This window comes from Bacillus sp. FSL W8-1141, assembly GCF_038593205.1.
Taxonomy (GTDB): Bacteria; Bacillota; Bacilli; order Bacillales; family Bacillaceae; genus Bacillus; species Bacillus altitudinis.
Map to the genome: position 1 here is coordinate 2,355,399 of NZ_CP151973.1, position 18,037 is coordinate 2,373,435.

The 18,037-nt window shown below is 41.6% G+C and carries 20 protein-coding genes; 3 read left to right on the forward strand and 17 right to left on the reverse strand.

Features of this window, described 5'->3' with window-relative positions; translation table 11 throughout:
* Positions 1–18: 18 nt before the first annotated feature.
* From NSQ52_RS12070 to NSQ52_RS12090, 5 genes are all read right to left on the reverse strand, one after another.
* Positions 19–447: an NUDIX hydrolase gene (locus tag NSQ52_RS12070; protein ID WP_178930351.1), complete on the reverse strand. Its 429-nt coding sequence runs from the start codon at positions 445–447 to the stop codon at positions 19–21.
* Between the two features lie 558 nt (positions 448–1,005).
* A complete protein-coding gene (locus NSQ52_RS12075) occupies positions 1,006–2,418 on the reverse strand; it encodes a polysaccharide deacetylase family protein (protein ID WP_342473362.1) in 1,413 nt (470 codons plus the stop codon).
* Positions 2,419–2,572: 154 nt separating this feature from the next.
* Positions 2,573–3,127 (reverse strand): delta-aminolevulinic acid dehydratase, encoded by a 555-nt coding sequence (locus NSQ52_RS12080; protein WP_342473363.1) that lies wholly within the window; start codon positions 3,125–3,127, stop codon positions 2,573–2,575.
* Positions 3,081–3,635, reverse strand: a complete 555-nt coding sequence (locus NSQ52_RS12085; RefSeq protein WP_342474114.1) for a GNAT family N-acetyltransferase — start codon at positions 3,633–3,635, stop codon at positions 3,081–3,083. Before NSQ52_RS12085 ends, NSQ52_RS12080 begins: the two co-directional genes overlap by 47 nt.
* Positions 3,636–3,775: 140 nt before the next feature.
* Positions 3,776–4,069 (reverse strand): CotD family spore coat protein, encoded by a 294-nt coding sequence (locus NSQ52_RS12090; RefSeq protein ID WP_008342559.1) that lies wholly within the window; start codon positions 4,067–4,069, stop codon positions 3,776–3,778.
* A 184-nt stretch (positions 4,070–4,253) separates the two neighbouring features.
* Here NSQ52_RS12090 and NSQ52_RS12095 point away from each other — a divergent pair, with 184 nt between their 5' ends.
* Positions 4,254–4,571, forward strand: coding sequence for a hypothetical protein (locus tag NSQ52_RS12095; RefSeq protein WP_024718781.1), 318 nt, complete (start codon positions 4,254–4,256; stop codon positions 4,569–4,571).
* A gap of 27 nt (positions 4,572–4,598) precedes the next feature.
* Entirely contained in the window at positions 4,599–4,820 is a 222-nt protein-coding gene (locus tag NSQ52_RS12100) for a hypothetical protein (RefSeq protein ID WP_224558471.1), read from the forward strand.
* A 241-nt stretch (positions 4,821–5,061) separates the two neighbouring features.
* On the opposite strand, the gene NSQ52_RS12105 is transcribed toward NSQ52_RS12100, so the two are convergent.
* The 4 genes from NSQ52_RS12105 to NSQ52_RS12120 form a co-directional block, all read right to left on the reverse strand.
* Positions 5,062–6,402 (reverse strand): sugar porter family MFS transporter, encoded by a 1,341-nt coding sequence (locus NSQ52_RS12105; protein WP_007501378.1) that lies wholly within the window; start codon positions 6,400–6,402, stop codon positions 5,062–5,064.
* A gap of 83 nt (positions 6,403–6,485) precedes the next feature.
* Positions 6,486–7,907, reverse strand: a complete 1,422-nt coding sequence (araA, locus tag NSQ52_RS12110) for an L-arabinose isomerase (RefSeq protein WP_342473364.1) — start codon at positions 7,905–7,907, stop codon at positions 6,486–6,488.
* A gap of 17 nt (positions 7,908–7,924) precedes the next feature.
* On the reverse strand, positions 7,925–8,629 hold the full coding sequence (locus NSQ52_RS12115; RefSeq protein ID WP_007501382.1) for an L-ribulose-5-phosphate 4-epimerase: 705 nt from the start codon (positions 8,627–8,629) through the stop codon (positions 7,925–7,927).
* Positions 8,623–10,248, reverse strand: a complete 1,626-nt coding sequence (locus NSQ52_RS12120) for an FGGY-family carbohydrate kinase (RefSeq protein WP_342473365.1) — start codon at positions 10,246–10,248, stop codon at positions 8,623–8,625. The genes NSQ52_RS12115 and NSQ52_RS12120 overlap by 7 nt, the downstream gene beginning before the upstream one ends.
* A gap of 272 nt (positions 10,249–10,520) precedes the next feature.
* Between NSQ52_RS12120 and NSQ52_RS12125 the strand changes: the two genes are divergently transcribed.
* Positions 10,521–11,633: a GntR family transcriptional regulator gene (locus tag NSQ52_RS12125; protein ID WP_138278755.1), complete on the forward strand. Its 1,113-nt coding sequence runs from the start codon at positions 10,521–10,523 to the stop codon at positions 11,631–11,633.
* A gap of 5 nt (positions 11,634–11,638) precedes the next feature.
* Here the strand turns inward: NSQ52_RS12125 and NSQ52_RS12130 are convergent, their stop codons facing one another.
* From NSQ52_RS12130 to NSQ52_RS12165, 8 genes are all read right to left on the reverse strand, one after another.
* Complete coding sequence (locus tag NSQ52_RS12130) at positions 11,639–12,655, reverse strand: serine hydrolase (RefSeq protein WP_342474115.1); 1,017 nt, start codon at positions 12,653–12,655, stop codon at positions 11,639–11,641.
* 10 nt (positions 12,656–12,665) lie between these two features.
* Positions 12,666–13,121 (reverse strand): MarR family transcriptional regulator, encoded by a 456-nt coding sequence (locus tag NSQ52_RS12135; protein ID WP_243173041.1) that lies wholly within the window; start codon positions 13,119–13,121, stop codon positions 12,666–12,668.
* A 94-nt stretch (positions 13,122–13,215) separates the two neighbouring features.
* On the reverse strand, positions 13,216–13,941 hold the full coding sequence (locus NSQ52_RS12140; RefSeq protein ID WP_019743620.1) for a DsbA family oxidoreductase: 726 nt from the start codon (positions 13,939–13,941) through the stop codon (positions 13,216–13,218).
* Between the two features lie 148 nt (positions 13,942–14,089).
* Entirely contained in the window at positions 14,090–14,647 is a 558-nt protein-coding gene (gene hxlB / locus NSQ52_RS12145) for a 6-phospho-3-hexuloisomerase (RefSeq protein WP_041506847.1), read from the reverse strand.
* Positions 14,644–15,276 carry a 3-hexulose-6-phosphate synthase gene (gene hxlA, locus NSQ52_RS12150; RefSeq protein ID WP_024718772.1) on the reverse strand — a complete coding sequence of 211 codons (633 nt, stop codon included), beginning with the start codon at positions 15,274–15,276 and terminating at the stop codon, positions 14,644–14,646. Before hxlA ends, hxlB begins: the two co-directional genes overlap by 4 nt.
* A 398-nt stretch (positions 15,277–15,674) precedes the next feature.
* Positions 15,675–16,031, reverse strand: coding sequence for a winged helix-turn-helix transcriptional regulator (locus NSQ52_RS12155; RefSeq protein WP_029708013.1), 357 nt, complete (start codon positions 16,029–16,031; stop codon positions 15,675–15,677).
* Between the two features lie 71 nt (positions 16,032–16,102).
* Positions 16,103–16,972: an alpha/beta hydrolase gene (locus NSQ52_RS12160; protein ID WP_337902830.1), complete on the reverse strand. Its 870-nt coding sequence runs from the start codon at positions 16,970–16,972 to the stop codon at positions 16,103–16,105.
* 451 nt (positions 16,973–17,423) lie between these two features.
* Positions 17,424–18,035 carry a hypothetical protein gene (locus NSQ52_RS12165; RefSeq protein WP_135009332.1) on the reverse strand — a complete coding sequence of 204 codons (612 nt, stop codon included), beginning with the start codon at positions 18,033–18,035 and terminating at the stop codon, positions 17,424–17,426.
* Positions 18,036–18,037: the final 2 nt, after the last annotated feature.

Consider the following 18,037-nt stretch of genomic DNA (forward strand, 5'->3'; position numbering starts at 1 on the left):
CATTCTCTCCTTATTCATTTATTGATCCCTTGTTCTCTTTCCTTCAAATGTGTAAAATGCACGCGTCTGTTTATTTAATTTTAGCATGCTGAATAACTGTGGATTTAATTTTTCAGCATCTTGGGTGCTTACCCATTTTACTTCTTCAATATCATGATCAGGATCTAAAATGTTCATCTCTCCCCCAATGATTTCCGCAAAAAACGTAAAAATAAGTGCGTGATGCATGTTATCTTGAAAAAGTATTTCTCTAACAGAATGAAGTTCATTTACTTTGATCACATATCCTGTTTCTTCTCTCACCTCACGGATCACAGCTTGCTGCAGATGTTCTCCTTTTTCCACTGCACCACCGGGAAGTTCCCAATATCCTTTTACATTTTTCACCATAAGAATATGTTCATCCATGTCATAAATCAAAGCTGACACCACGTCTACTCTCTTCAACTGAATCCTCCTCACCCATTGTCGAAAATATAAAACGAGCTGTTCATATCAATCTTTTCTCATTATACTGTATCCTTGTTACGAAAGATTGGAGGGCTTAGCTCGTGGATCATTATGCTCTTGCTGATTGTCCAAATCAGATTTACGAGGAACATCGTCTCTCTTTTGAGACAATTCAAGGAGTCAAACGAGAAAATCATTGAAAAACAGACAAGTAAAAAACCTCCTTCATTTAGCGGGAGGTTTGTTTATTTGATTCTCTTTCAATTGTTTCTCATCGTATAACAAATATCTGATCCGCTGTAGATAATGGAGCGCAATGTGACCGAGACAGAACATAAGCCCGATCATTGAAAGTATATAGATGGGCAGCATCAAACTAGGTACATTGTTTATGACAAAAGCCAAACCAACCACTGTCAGCATAACGAGACTTATAAATCTTATCAATACCACTTGAAGTCCCCCTTCATATTCACCATAACAGATTTTCCCTTTATTTTCATGACCTGCCTAAAAAAAGATGCGAATCCGCTAAGATTCACACCAAAAGGGGTATTACCTATTCGACTCACTTCTCTTCTCACGCGCTTCCTTCCACTGCTCAAGCTCAGACACCGTCAATAATTGATATCCCTGTTTAGTGAGTTCTTTGATAATCGTGACGGCTGCGTTGGCTGAGGTGTCATAGATGTCGTGCATTAAGACCGTTTCACCGCTAGATGCATGAGTTAGAATGTAGTTCGCGACGTATTGGCTGTTTCGATATTTCCAGTCTTCAGGATCCACATCCCAAAGAGTAACTTTCATGTGAAGAGCTTCGTTGATTTGCCCGTTTGTCCCGCCATATGGCGGTCTAAAATGAGTCGGTGTGAACCCGCTCGCTTTTTCAATGATTTGCTGCGTGTCTTCTACTTGTTTGATGGCTTGTTTTAAAGGGAGTCTTGTGAGCAAAGGGTGGTTATAGGAATGGTTTCCAATTTCATTTCCACCCTTTCTGATTTCACTTAACATATCGGGATAATACTGAACCCTGCTGCCTAATACAAAAAATGTGGCATGTCCTTTGTTCTCTTTTAATGCTGTTAAAATTTTTGAGGTCGTTGATGGATTGGGCCCATCATCAAATGTGAGTGCAATGGCTTTTTGATTCGGATGAAATGTGGATGTTTTCGGCAGTTTCACAATCTTTCTTGTTGGAATCGGTTCTTTTTTCTCGTTTTTGTTCATTTCTTTCTTCATATATTCAGGTTTTAATATTCCTTTCAGCAGTGTTTTCTTAATCGCTAACACTTGAGGCCCTTGATGATTTGGAGCGATTTGTCCTCTTGGAAAGTAGAATTCGATATAGCGATCCTTGATGGCAAAATACTGATAGTTCTTCGCCGCAGGAGACGTTCCCTGTTTGAGCAGCGGCTGATTTTCAGCTAGCGTTCGATCTTTTTTTAATTCCTCAAAAGTCATATGAGATAATTTTTGAAGATTGTCCTTCTTTGATAGAAAGATATCGTTGATTGATAAAAATGTCTGTTTCTTGAAATCAAAGTTCATCACCTTCGTTTGATTGACGCCTTGCTTTCCGCCCTTCACTTCATATGTATTGAATTTGATTGCGACTGTTTGCTTGGCATAATGAATGATCTCATAATCAATGTTTAATTCGTATCGTTTTTCTTCATTGACATCACTCGCTTGACTAAATGATGTTTTAAACTTTTCTAACGCTGTCTCTGCAAATCTTTTGATCTCCTGATCTAGTTTTTCTTGATGAAACAGCGGATAGTTGACAGCATATCTCATGAATTTCCCGTCATTCACAAGTGTGACAATTTCAACTTGTTTGTAGCTCGCATCTTGTTCTACTTTTTTTCTCTCTGTCCCGCTTGCTTGCTGGTTATGATAAAACGCAGCGATACCGATGACGATCGCAAGTCCACATAGGACGAGGCTGATCTTCCCTTTCGTTGGCACAATGATTCTCCTCTCGTGATGCCGTCCTGTCTGGATGACGTGTGTTTGTAGGATAGACTTTTCGCAGCCCCTTTTTAGTTTGCAAAAAACACATTTGTCACATTTTCGACATATTTTACGAGAGACATATAAAAAGGGCTTGATCGCTCAGCCCTTATTTTTGCATATACAGTTGGAATAACTTAGTTTCTTCATCAATAGAGCGTGCCTGGTCAAAAGCTGCTCTGACTGTCTTTGAGTTGTTCACCAGCTCATACAGCATGGTGAGAACAAAAATAAATGACGCATTTCCATCAATGTAGTCATCGGGCGCTGTATAGGATATCGCCCCTGTTTCTAAAAAAGCTTCTGCCACCTTTTTTTCGCCTAGTGTACAGCCTGTACATATAATGTGGACTCCATTTAACGAAGCATACCGCTTTATGTCATCTGCATCAAAAGCAGCACCTCTCGGCTCACCCTCTTCGTATACATCTTCTCCTAACTCCGGCATGAGAAACGCTCCTTCTTCTCCGTGAAAGGATAAAAGAATGAAATCCGTCTCGCCTCTATTCCTCCCGGATAATACATCAATCAGGTCATTCGGTCTGCCTATCCAATGCATATCGACTTTTGCTCCAAAGTTTTCAAGTGCTGCACGAAGCGCAAAGGATTCCAGCTCACTATTTGGTCCGGCTGCCAATGTGATGCGCATGACTGGCTGGCTCATTTATATCCCCTCCAAACGATGATAAACATAGCACCATTTTTTCCTCATCTACATAAGCACCATTTATTTTTAGTGCTTTTTCCTCTACCGCATACGACTTAAATCCAACAGACTTGTAAAGATGTTTGGCTGGGTCATTTGTTGTGACCACTGTTAAATATATTTGTTCGATGTCTTTTTTTTCGCGTGCAAAAGAAAGTACTTTTGTCAGGAGTGCCTTCCCTATTCCTTTTCCGCGTCCATTAGCCGTTACATACATTGCTGCCACATTGGCACGGTGCTTTAATTTCTGCAAGGTTTCTTGTATGAGTGTAACCGAGCCGACCAGCTGACCTTGATGAAAGGCACCGAATGTCCACATAGATTGTGTAGAGGCAAAACGAGCCTTATATTTATTCTTCGTATCTAGCTTCTCTTCCTCGTAACTCATAGCAAAACTCTCTGGATTTAATCGGAGTGCTTCTAATCTCAAGTTCGCATATTCTTGAGCATCTTCTGGTGTTAACAATCGAATATTCAGAAAATCGCCTCCATCAGAATGAATTGATACTTCCAATTTTATCTTGAAAGGCGCTTTTGATCAAAATTTTTATACAAAAATAAAAAGGCATCCCATCACAGGATGCCTCACTTCTTTTTACCAATAAACTACCACTTACAGCGTTTGACCGGGCGGCAGCAAGGGTTCTTGATATCACTACCACAGTCATATTCTTCCACAATATACTCATTTCGAGTAGATTGCGTCACAGGGTAGTAGTTTTCAATTCTTTTAATGTTTTTATTGACGTTTGTGATATGAGTTGGATGAATCTTTCTGATCGTTTGTTCATTTGTTGTCGTGTTGACAATTTGACGTGTAGGGGATACAACCGTTTCAACTTCTCCATGATTCCCTCTGCGAGGCCCAAAGAAAAAATTGTCTAATCGATTCCGGCTCATTCTCAACACCCCTTCAAGTTGTCTTTCACTTACACTCTATCGTATGTCAGAGGCACGATTAGTGATTAGATGCTTGTCTATTTTTGAAAAAATCCGCTTGTGATCTAGTAGTCTCTTTCTTTGCAATAGGACAATTTTAACATATTATACAAATGATCTCTTGTGAAGGAAAGGACATTCATTGATGAAGACAAGACATAAACTTTTTTCATTTTTCATCCTGCTCGTCGTAGTTATCACCCTTCCCTTGCTGTCGCCTATGGTTTTTACAAATGCGACTGAAAGAGGAGCGATACGGCATGCCATTTATCAAGAAGGCTACCCTTACCAAAGCTATTTTGCTATTTTGCAAAAAAAGGACGATGTAGACCCTCAATATGGTCAGCTGTATGATGTGTATTGGCAGGCTTGGAAAAGCGAGACAGGAATGACACCTTCCGTCTGTTATTCAAAAAAGATAGAAGACCATGAATATAAGGTCAGCTGCGGAACTGCACCATAACATTTTTCAATAACTTTAAAATTAGAGGTGAACGATTTGATCAACACAACACAAACCATCGAACGAAACAAACTGGACATTGCACTTGAACTGACGCAATTGCATTTGAATCGATATGAAGCAAATCATCCTGATCAGCTGAGTGAAATTTATGCGAAATATTATGCGCTTCTTGAAGTACTGGACGTATCCTCATCTGATCAATTAATGGATTTACTGCCAGATGAACTGAAACAAATACTTGATTAAAAAAGCCATCTATCCGCACAGGATAGATGGTTCAGATTGTTGACAAAGGGCTAAAATGAACTTGATTTTAGCCCTTTGTCTTCTTTTCAGCGTGATAGAAAACCTTTGAATTCTAGGAAGGACGAGTACCGGCGCGGAGCGAATTTGACATTCGTGAGCACTGGCACGCAGGACTGACACCGAATGCGAGGGTTTGTCTACACGCTGAAACCATCTATCCACACAGGATAGATGGTTTCCTTTAGACACGTGCAGCCATATCGGTTTCGATTTGTTCTAAGCTTCTTCCTTTTGTTTCAACTAATACAAAGCGCGTGAACAACAGGCCAATTAAGCAGATGACACCAAATGAGGAGAAAATGACGCCAAAGCTGAATTGGTCAGCCAAGATAGGGAACACAAGGCCAACTGCTAATGATCCCGTCCAGTTAAAGGCAGAGGAAATGCCCGCTCCAATACCCCTGACAGAAAGCGGGAAAATTTCACCAATGATAATCCATGTGATCGGTGCCCATGAGAAGGCATAGCACAAAATAAAGCAGCAAAGTGAAATCAATGTGACCCAGTTTAATATGCCTTCACTCACTCCGAGCGCACCTAATGCCGCTGGTGCAAAGAAAGACAGGGCCATCCCCGTTCCCCCAACTGTGAGAATCGTTCGGCGGTCAAACCGGTCGACGAATTGTAAAAAGATCACGGTCGTCACAACAAATATGACACCAACAATGACGGTAAAACCTGCGGCAACTTGCGGAGCAAGACCTACATTTCTTGCGATACTCGTTGCATAATACACAATGGAGTTCGCCCCCTGTATTTGCTGGAGTGTCGCCATTCCCACCCCAATAAAGAGAGCCATTCGGAATTTCTTTTGAAATAATTCACGAATGCCTGAGCGTTCTTCTTTTGCCACTTCTAAAATTTCTTGCATTTCTGCTTCAATCTCTTCACGTGATGAACGAAGTGATCCTAATACTTCACGTGCCTTATGAGCCATTCCGTGTTTAATTAAATATCTTGGAGATTCAGGAAGTTTCAGCATGCCAATATAAAGCACGATCGCAAATAAAGCAGCACTTCCCAGCATCCAGCGCCAGCTGTCTGGAATTGGTTCAAACACAAATGCGACGATATAGCTAAGCAATAATCCACTCACAATCATCAGCTGATTCAGGCCGGACAATTTCCCGCGAATTTTAGCTGGAGCGATTTCAGACATGTAAGCAGGCACGAGCGATGAGGCTGTCCCTACAGCTGTTCCTAAGAAAATCCGGGCAATGGTTAATGAGATTTCTTCTGGTGCAATGGCTGAGCCAAGCGCACCGACAAAAAAGATAATCGATGACACCAAAATGAGCTTTCTGCGGCCAAACTTATCCCCCATCAGACCGCTTAAAATGGAACCAATGATCGCCCCGCCCATTAATGAAGAAACGACGATGCCAAGCCATAACGGGCTGAGCTGAAATTCTTCCTGAATGTGCCCTTCTGCCCCTGCGATAATACCAATATCATATCCAAATAAGATACCTGCAAAGGACCCGAAAAAGAAGATAAATTTACTTGATACTTTTTTCTCCAAGTGGATGCCCCCCTCACTTAATAAACCGCTTTCATTTCTCCCTGCCATTCTACCGTTCACAGTAGAATGCATTTCACCCTTCTTTATAAAACCACATATTCTGCATTCACAAGCTTTGCAAAATGAACAATTTGATCAACCGTTAAATTGAGAGATACGACTGTATGATGACCTCCGCCGTGCTTAATCCATGCTTTGACGCCATCTTGAAAGTTCGGTTTGATTTTCCAGAGGACTCGTGCCACCGGTAAATGTGGTGCTGCTTCCTGCGGCTCAAAGGCTTCCACTTCTTGAATCAGCCATTTGAAATGTGTTCCAAAATCAGCAATGGAGACAACAACGCCCTCGCCTGCTTTTCCATCAAACACAAGACGTGCTGGGTCTTCCCGGTTTCCAATGCCTAGCGGAGACACGACAATGACAGGTTTTGTATGTGCAAGCGCAGGATCTACTTCTAGCATATGAGATTGCAACACTGCTTCCTGACCAGCAGTCATTTCATATGTGTAATCTTCCATAAAACCAGTCGATTGATGATGGCTCATCACCTTTAATAAACGATCCAGTGCGGCGGTTTTCCAATCCCCTTCACCTGCAAAGCCATACCCCTTTGCCATGAGGCGCTGAACGGCTAAACCCGGAAGCTGCTTCATGCCATGTAAATCTTCAAAGTTTGTCGTAAAGGCATTGTAGCCGCCTTCATCTAAAAAACGTTTGATGGCAATTTCATATCGTGCCTGCACTTTCACACTTTGTTCCCATTCTTCCGCCGAATAGCTCCCATAATCCACGTCATATAACGTTAAGTACTCAGCAAACAGAGCATCAACTTCTGCTTCTTCCACAGCATTTACATAGTTCACAAGATCGCCAATTCCAAAGTAATCAACGATCCATCCCAGCTGGATCTGCGCTTCAATTTTATCTCCTTCTGTCACCGCAACGTGGCGCATATTGTCACCAAACCGAGCCACTTTAATGTGGAAGCTCTCATGATAGGCAGCCGCAACGTCCATCCAATCAGCGATTTGCTGCTTCACCTCCCGCTTCGACCAATGACCTGCAACGATTTGATTTTGCTTATTTAAACGTGCATTGATATAGCCGTACTCTCTGTCTCCATGTGCCGATTGATGGAGATTCATATAGTCCATATCAATCGTGTCCCACGGAATGTTTTCATAGTATTGCGTGACGAGATGCAAAAGAGGCTTTTGCAAAAGAGACGTACCACGTATCCACATTTTCGCTGGAGAAAACGTATGCATCCAAGTCATCACACCGATGACCTCATCACGATAGTTGACCTCTTTCATCAGCTCTGTGATTTGATCCGCACTAACCGCCAGTTCCTGCAGAATAATTGGATAAGGCAGCAAACCGCTCTCATTTAAGGCATCTGTTATCTTTTGCGCATCTGCCTTCACTTGCTTCAGTGCCTCGTCCCCATATAAGTGCTGTGACCCGACGACAAACCAACATTCTTTCTTCTGACTTGTTAACATAGAAATCCCTCTTTTCTTTATCTTGAAGGTTTTTGTCCGTAATACGCATGTGTTCCATGTTTTCTTAAATAATGTTTATCTAAAATCACCTGCGGAAGAGGCTCCGCATATTCGTTCAATTGCTTTGCAAACAGGTTCATTTTCGCTACTTCATCTAAAATGACACTGTTCGTTACCGCACTTTTTGCATCTTTTCCCCACGTAAAGGGACCATGACCTTGTAGCAAAATACCAGGAACCGCCATGACATCTATCTGTCTTTTCTCAAACGTTTCAATGATCAGGTGTCCTGTTTCCACCTCATACCCGCGATTCACCTCTTCTTCTGTGAGAAATCGAGCGCACGGAACAGGTCCGTAAAATGTATCTGCATGTGTTGTGCCCATTGCTGGTAAATCAAGTCCAGCTTGCGCCCATACCGTTGCCCACATTGAATGGCTATGTGAAATGCCGCCAATTTCCTCAAAGTGTTTGTAAAGAACAGCATGTGTGGCAGTATCGGAAGAAGGATTGAATTCTCCCTCGACCACTTGACCGTCAAAATCGACCACGACCATGTCTTTTGCTGATAATTTGTCATACGCTATGCCGCTTGGCTTAATGACAAACAGTCCACTGTCACGATCGCACGCACTGACATTGCCCCATGTAAATTTCACAAGTCCGTACTTTGGTAGATCTAGATTTGCTTGAAACACTTCTTCTTTTAACCGCTCTAACATACAGGTGCCGCTCCTTTCTGTGGCGTCAAATGTTCTACTGCCGCTTTTTCTATCGGGAGTCCTTCTTGATAGCGCTTTATAAATTCCTCAAAACCTTTAACATCCAGTGGATCAGGATCAATAAGCTCTTCTAATGTATGGGCAAATACTTGATGCTTGAGAAAATGGCTCAGTGTTTGCTGCTGGTGATTGATCATATATGAAGCAAGGACCGCCATCCCAAACGCACCGCCTTCTCCCGCCGTTGATACGACGGATACAGGTGTCCCGAGTGCAGCAGCGACCATTTTTTGCCCAACTATCGGTGTTTTAAATAAACCGCCATGTCCTAGTAAGCGATCAATCTTGACTTGTTCATGTGCTTTTAACCGATCCATCCCGATTTTCATTGCGCCAAATGCAGAGAAGAGATGCGTCCGAATGAAATTAGCAAGGGTAAACCGGCTTTGAGGAGATCTAACAAAAAGGGGTCTTCCTTCTTTTAGTCTCGTAATATTTTCACCAGAATAATAGCCATAGCTTAAAAGCCCGCCCCCATCATGATCTGCTTCTAAAGCTTGATTTAATAGAGTTTCGTACAATCTTTCTGTTTCAACTGGCTGACCCATTGCTTCAAACGCTTCTCTGAATAGATTCATCCAAGCGTTGAGGTCACTTGTACAATTGTTGGCATGAACCATCGCGACTGGCAGGCCATCTGGTGTCGTGACAAGATCCACTTCTGGGTACACACCTTTTAGATGATGTTCTAACACAATCATGGCAAATACAGATGTCCCAACTGAAATATTCCCAGTTCTCTTTTCCACACTGTTTGTTGCGACCATTCCTGTTCCTGCATCACCCTCTGGCGGGCAAAAAGGGATACCTGGCTGCAACTGTTTGCCTTGGTCTAAAATCGATGCTCCAGCTGCTGTTAGCACACCAGCTTCTTCGCCTGCTAAATAGATGCGCGGCAAAAGATGACGAAGCTTCCACGGGTAGCCTTTTTCTGCAATCAATGCTTCAAATTGATGAAGCATCACTTCGTTGTAATCCTTCGTTTTTTCATCAATGGGGAACATTCCCGACGCATCGCCAATTCCGATGGCCTGCTTCCCTGTTAACAGCCAGTGAATGTAGCCGGACAAAGTGGTCACATACTCTAACCGGGACAGATGTTTTTCCTCTCCTAGTATCGCTTGGTATAAGTGAGCGATACTCCATCTTTCCGGAATATGAAATTGGAATACATCTGTTAGCTTTTGACTCGCCTCGGTCGTTGTTCCATTCCGCCACGTTCGAAACGGGACGAGGAGCTCTCCTGTATGATGACAGGCGACGTAGCCATGCATCATCGCAGATATCCCGATGGAGCCAATGGTTTGAATCGTCACCCCATACAATTGTGCAGCCTGTTCTTTCATCTGACGGTACGCCACTTGAAGACCTGTAATGATCTCAATTAAGTTGTACGTCCATATTCCTTCTTGAAGAGAACTTTCCCATTCAAATGCACCTTGCGCAATTGGCTGAAACTCTTCATCTATTAAAATGGCTTTAATTCGTGTCGAACCAAATTCAATACCCAAAGATGTCCTGCCTTCTCTAATGGCTTTGGCCGTCTCTTCACGATTCATTTTGTTCACCCCCATGATGATAGCGGTTTCAAATATCTATTTCGTTTGATCCATCTTTACTTGTGCACAAAAACAATATAATATTTGTACGTACATATGTCAATAATAAATATAGTTGTGCATACATAATCAGACAAAAACTTTCATATTCTCTAAGGATTAGACGGTAGACACTGCAAGCGCCTGTTTTTGATTAAGCAACCATGTTAAAATATGTCCATACAAGTTCTTCTCAATCCAAGTAGAGGATCAACTGTGAAAGAAGTGAAACGATGAAAAAGAAGTACCAGGTCATTATGGATGATATAAAAAGCAAAATACTGACAGGGGATTACCGAATCGGGGAGCGTATTCCAACCGAATCAAGCTTACAAGAGATGTATCAAGTAAGCCGGCATACGGTGCGAAAAGCCATCTTAGAATTATCGAGTGAAGGTTTTTTACGAAGCGAAAAAGGCTCGGGCACATTTGTCACCAATCAATATCAAACAAAACCTGCTGGACATGCTCATATGAAAACGATTGGCGTCATCACCACATACATATCCGATTACATTTTCCCGTCGATCATTCGGGGCATCGAAAGCCGATTAAATGAAGAGAACTATTCTTTGTTACTGGCGAGTACAAATAACGATGTGGAACAGGAGAAAAAAGCGCTTGAAATGATGCTGTCCTTCGGTGTGGATGGATTAATTGTCGAACCGACAAAAAGCAATTTATATAATCCAAACATTTCGTACTACCTATCTTTTAAAGAGCAGGATGTCCCGCTTATAATGATCAATGCCTACTATGAGCAGTTAGAGGTTCCCTTCCTTTGTTTGGATGATGTAAAGTCCAGCTATTTAGCGACAAAGGAGCTGATCACCTCTGGACATCAGCACATTGGACTGATTTCAAAAACAGATGATTTACAAGGGAAATATCGAATGAAGGGCTATATTCAGGCACTTGGTGAAGCCAAGCTCAATTTCCTGCCAGAGCATGTCCTTTTTTTCGATACAGAATCGAAGCAGTATTTGGGGGATCATATCAAAACCTTTTTACAAGCGCACCAGCATGAGCTGACCGCCCTTGTTTGCTATAACGATGAAGTCGGGTTAGAAGTAGCAAATGTATGTAGTGAAATGGGTTTATCTATTCCAGATGATCTTTCCATTATTGGACAGGATAACTCGTATATTGCCCAAAAAAATGCCCATGTGAAACTGACAACGCTGACACACCCTCAAGAGCAAATGGGACGAGATGCGGCAGACTGGATGATTAAAAAAGTACAAGGGAAAAAGAATCTCCCTGATCAAACATTTTATGAGCCTGAACTCGTTCCTGGTGAAACGATTAAAGCGCTGAACGCAAGAAAAAATGAGCCCTCTTCATAGGAGGCTCATTTGGCTTTAGGCTCTTGTTCAAGCATATTCATCACGTCATAGGCAATTCGGTCGGGAGAATCTTGCGTGATACGATTGCGATAGTTAGACAAGACGACCACTCCTGTTTTTGAATGCGGGCGGAAACCCATGAAGCTGGAGAAACCAGAAGTTGCACCATTATGGCAAATCAATCCCGTATCATCTATGACCCACCCAAGTCCCATTGACATGTTTTTCCCTATCTTTACCTTTGGCTCGTGGGTCATTTTCCATGGAGAAGCGACGTCTGCACTCATATGTGCAGAGAGAAATGAAAGCAAATCAGTGATCGTCGAACGAATCGCACCAGCCCCTTGATAGTCATGCATCTGAAGCGGAGGAACCTCTTTTCCATTCTCTTGATGACCGAGGATCATCTTCTCTTTGACATCCTCCTTGATCGTAATCAAGGTGTTCGATAGTTTCAGCTCATCCACGATATATTCAGTCAGCAGCTCTTCATATGTTTTGTGAAGAGACCATCCCATGATCAACCCGAGGAGTCCCATCCCTACATTGGAGTAACGAGATGGGTATTCTTTTCGCTCATTCCATTTTTTCGAGTGTAACAGTTTCATTAATTCATCAAGGGAGTATTGACAGTACATATCTCTTCTCACTTTTGGAAGGAACCTTAGTTGTAAATCTCTGAGAAAACGATGTGAAGGAAGTCCAGACGTATGGGTTGCCAGCTGTTCCAATTGGATGGGGTGATTCTTTCTTATTTCGGGACAATACAGTGAAATGGAATCGTCTAGCTTCATCTGCCCTTTTTGAATCATGCTTGCCAATATACTTGTCGTAAAGACTTTTGAAATAGAGCCGATTTCAAAAATGACCTCCTCAGGCTGCACGCGCTGCTGTATGGGGTGATCTCCGAAATGAAAAACGTGTCTTTCTCCTTGATGAATCAGTCCGATCACAAGCAGTGCCTGTTTCTTTTTTTCCGTATAAGAAGAGGCAATTCGCTGTACTTCTTGTTTGAGCATCATCAATGGATCATCATCCTTCCCCTTCATTTTGATCTACAATCAATTGATCAAGCTTTGTATAAATGGATGTCAATGTGTTGATCTCTTCGAGGCTTAATTTTGAATAGTATTTTTCAATGATCGCAAGTTCTATCTTTCTCATATTCTCCAAGTACGTCTTTGCCTTTTCAGAAAGTTCAACGTGCAATTCCCGACGATTTTGCGGGTTGATGCTGCGGCGAACCCATTCTTTTTTTTCAAGCGTGTTTAACAACTGGCTCACAGCACTTTGGGTGATGCCTAGTTGCTGAGCAATTTGAATAGGTGAGCTCCCCCCTTTTCGCTCTATGAAATCCAGGACAATATGCTGCTTATCAGTTAACTCATCTACAAATAACTCTTCAAACTCCAATCGGAGCTTTTGATGGATGCGCGCTTCAATTTGGTTTAATTCTTGGATCATCGTTGTTTTGGATGTCACTGTCATCACCTTCACAATTAAGATAACTTAAGTATAAAGGTGTGTTAATTATTAATCAACAAAAATCCCTATCTTTTATCAAAGATAGGGAAAATGCCGATTATACTTCTTCTTTAGGTGAAGGTACTGCACATACGCCATCTGCACATGCTTCTTCAAATGAAGCATCAGCCGCTTTCTCCGTTTGCGCTGCCTCTTCTGTCCAAGCCGTTTCAAGTGCACGAAGGAACGTATCTGCTGGCTGTGCACCAGCAACCGAATATTGATCATTGATCAAGAAAAAAGGCACAGCAGAAATCCCGAGCTGTCTTGCTTCTTTTTCATCTTCTCGTACATCGTCTGCAAATTCTTGCCCGTCTAGAACCTTTTGTACTTCGTTCTGATCAAGACCTGCTTTTTCTGCGATATCTAAAAGGGTTTGACGATCACCAACATGCTTTCCATCTGTAAAATACGCTTGAAACAGCTCTCCCATGACAAGATCGCCTTTTCCCATTTTTCCAGCATATTGTGCGAGCTGGTGGGCATCAAAGGTGTTTGTCAAAACGAGTGGATCGAATTGAAAATCGATTCCTTTCTCCTTGCCCGCCTGTTTCACCTGTTCATTCATTGCGATGGCCCGGCTACGGCTCATGCCATATTTTTTGACAAGCATATCATGCACATCATAATCCACTGCAACAGGTGCATTCGGATCAAGCTCAAAGCTTTTAAACTCTACTTCTACCTGTTCTTTATGAGGGAATTGCTCAAGCGCTGTTTCCAACTGTTTTTTTCCTATATAACAAAAAGGACAGGCGATATCTGACCAAATTTGCACTTTCATCTTCATCTTCCTTCCGTTGCTTACGTTTTTTCTTTCAAGATGTAACTATTATAGTTACATCTTATCCTTTATGTCAAGTGATCCTTCTTTTTAAGTACCATGTATTAAAAAAACCTTTCCTTCAAAAAAGGAAAGGTTTTCATCACGGCTATTCTAAATTCGCATGGTGACCGTACATTTTATGGGTGTCGAGCTCTTTCATTTCCATCAATCTCAAGATGACCGCATCGTACATAAGAAGCAAAGTTTGCTCAAATAATGAGCCCATCGGCTGAATCGTATGATGGTTTCCTTCATGTTGATCCTTTGGCGCACCTGACAGTAAGATGACTTCATCCGATAGATCAGCTATAGGTGACTCAGCTGAAAGCGTGAACGACGCCACGCTTCCGCCAATCGCCCTTGCCTTTTTCGCGAGCACAAGCAGCGTCTCTGTTCGGCCAGAACCGCTCCCTACAATCAATAAATCCTCAGATGTAAAAGCAGGCGTATTCGTTTCACCGATCACATAAGCTTCGACACCAATATGCGTGAGTCTCATCGCAAACGATTTCCCCATCAAACCAGACCTGCCAGCCCCTGCGACGAAGACCTTTCGAGCCGCTAAAATGCTTTTGACAAGCTGCTCTGCTTGTTCGTCTTGAATCGCGGGCGAGTGCTCAGAAAGCTCGCTTAGAATCGCTCTCACATAGTCACTTGTTTTCATGATTGTGCAATCAACTGCTTCATTTGCGCAGCCACTTCTGCTTTATTGTCTTGGCTCGCAATACCGCCGCCGACAATAATCAAATCAGGGTTTAATTTGACGACTTCAGGCAATGTATCAAGCTTAATACCGCCTGCAATCGCTGTTTTCGCCTGTTTGACCACTTGTTTAATGGTCATGAGATCAGCAAATGAGTTTTGACCAACCGCTTGCAGGTCATAGCCTGTGTGCACACAAATATAATCTACCCCAAGCTCATCAAGCTCTTTCGCACGGCCGGCGATATCTTTGATACCAATCATATCGACTAAAATTTGTTTCCCTCTTGCTTTTGCTTCCTTCACCGCTCCTTGAATGGACATATCTTCTGCCGCCGCAAGAATGGTCACAATATCCGCTCCAGCCTCGGATGCCTGCTGCACTTCATAACCGGCAGCATCCATAATTTTGAGATCCGCCAGCACACGTAAATTCGGAAACGCCTGTTTAACTTCTTTTACAGCACGAAGTCCTTCGTTGATCACAACAGGTGTCCCAATTTCCACCACATCAATAGACGCTTCTACTTCTTTGATCAGCTCGATCGCTTCTGGTATATTCACTAAATCTAACGCTAATTGTAATTTCATCTACATTCACTCCTGTTTCATCATGTCATCTTCAAGAGCTCCGCGGATGATGCATCTTGAATCTTTCTTGCATGAAACGAGTATAACAACAGGAATGGCGCAATCCTAGTACGCACTTTTTTTTTACATACTATACTTTTTCGCATATGGGCACAAAAAAGATACTGTCTTTCGACCAGTATCTCAGCGTGTAGACAAACCCTCATATTCGGTGTCAGTCCTGCGTGCTGGTGCTCACGAATGTGAAATTCGCTCCGCACCAGTACTCGTCCTTCCTAGGGCTGCAAAGGTTTTCTATCACGCTGAAAGGAAAACAAAGGGCTAAAATCAATTCATTTTAGCCCTTTGTCAACAATCTGAGATACTGTCTCTCGTTCAGTATCTATTTGTAGGTATTTCTATTTATCGTCCTTTAAAAAATTGCTGTCGAGATATTGTTTGCCCCAATCATACATCGCCTCTAAAATTGGCATTAAGCTTTCTCCGAGTTCTGTGAGAGAATACTCAACCTTTGGCGGAACGACAGGATAAACCTCCCGGTGCACAATGTGATCTTCCTCTAATTCTCTTAGCTGATTGACAAGCATTCTTTGCGTAATTCCAGGCATTAACGACTTTAACTCACCAAACCGTTTTGTCCCTTCTCTGCCAAGGTGCCATAAGATCAACATTTTCCACTTCCCGCCGATAATATTCAGCGTCAGCTCTTTTTCGCAATTGAACACTTTATTTTCCATACGTGATGACAACAACATACACTCCTTTAATTTCAAACCACTTTATCATATACTTCGGCAAAATGGATTGCCCTAGCATACAGTCTTTGTTATTGATTTTGTTTTTTGACGAAAGCCATCACAGCCTTTGTCATCTCTTGCGCTTCTTTTGGCGCTCTGTCAGATCCAAACCATTTATTTAAATCACTGTGGCTCAGCGAATGAACCCGAAACACAAACCGAGAGCCTTGATCATGATTCAGTTTTTCTGCAAATCGGTACACTTCAGGATTTTCCCAGCCTGTGACCAAATAAACAGGCGGTACATTCGTTTGATTCATATAAGTGACAGGTGATGCCTTTGTCCAGTTCTTCTCCTGTTTGCCAAACACTTTTTTATACGATGGAATGGCTTGTATAAATTGATTGATGTTTAACGGCCCATCTAAAATCACGATAGAATTGATCGTTTTTGGCGACAGCCCCACACGTTTTAAGTAAGTCGAATCTGTAGCAACCAATGCCGTCAAATGACCGCCCGCTGAGTGACCCATGACATTGATTTTTGACGAATCGATTTGATATTCATCTGCATGATCCTTCACCCATTTAATAGCACTTGCCGTATCATCTGCCATCTGCTCGAAGTTGGCATCAGGATGAAGCCTATAATTCATTGAAACAAACACATATCCTTGACCCGTAAAATAATCAGCTTTTGAAGCGACTCTATTCTTATCGCCGCCCGACCAGCCGCCGCCATGGAGATAGATCATGACTGGATGCTTCTTCTTTTTGTCTTCTTCTTTTCCCTTTGGCATATACATATCGAGTGTTTGTTGTTTGTTTTGTGTGTCTGCATAATGGATGTTTGTCGTCGGCTTAGGCTGGTTGAAACGGAACACAAAGAATGCGCATACCAATAAGCCAGCGATGACCGCCGCAAATAAGAGCCATTTCATGATTCGATTCAATGTCATTGCACCTTTCTGTGTTGGGATGGGGAAGACTGAATGTCCAATAAAAACTAGAATCGTCTGTTAAGTACAAACCTTTGATTTAAACAGAAGGTAGATTGGTGAATTTTAGATGTATGTCGGCTTGAATCACAGATTCAAATGGGTTGTGCACGTCAATACAATAGATCAAGTCGTTATGTTCATTATACTCTTTAAAGTAGTGAAATTCATTGATTTGCTTTAGATGATTGATTTTGAAATCAGGGATTTGTTTCTGGATTTTTTCATATAAAAACCAAAACATAATAAGTGATACCGCTTAAAATATTTCCAATTAGATAATAAGAAAAGCTGCCAAGTTTCCTTGACAGCTAACAATGGTTGCTTCAAAAAAGTTTCTCAACAAATTGTCAAATGAAAAACAGTTACTTTTCTTAGATTTCCCAAATTTGTATATTAATCAAAAGCTAATTCAGGAATAATTACTGGCTAACTCTCCCCAAAACTCGTCAAATTTTTTTCCATCACTAAATAGTAGCGCTAACCACTCTTTCAAATTACTATTCAGAGGTTTCCAACCATCTTCTGATAATAAATTTTGCATAGAATATTTTTTAGATTTTGTGGCTAAAATACAAATTTCCAAATCCCTATCTCCCCAAATTGCCCAATCCAAAGAATGAGATAACCAAACAACGATATTTGAGTTAGTGAAAATATCATCAGCTATAGAATCTTCTGGGCTAGTCCAAAGTGCATTTACATAATCCTCACCAGAAATTTCAACACTTGTTCTTAGCCAATTATAATAACCAAATTCCTTCAAATAATATTCTACTGGATCTGGCTTAAGGACCGCCGTTAAAAAGTCCTTATCTTGTGTTAAAACTGATAGCTTTTTTATTGTTGTTAAAACCTCATCACTCAATGCCCAATCAAACTCTTGAAACAAAAAATAATTAAAATTCTCTCGAAATACTTGATGAGGCAAATGTTTTTTTGTATAAAAAGCTTTTTCAATCATAACTTTATATTTCTTGAATTCATTATCTGAATTAATAAATAAAGCTTTACTGTTAACCAATA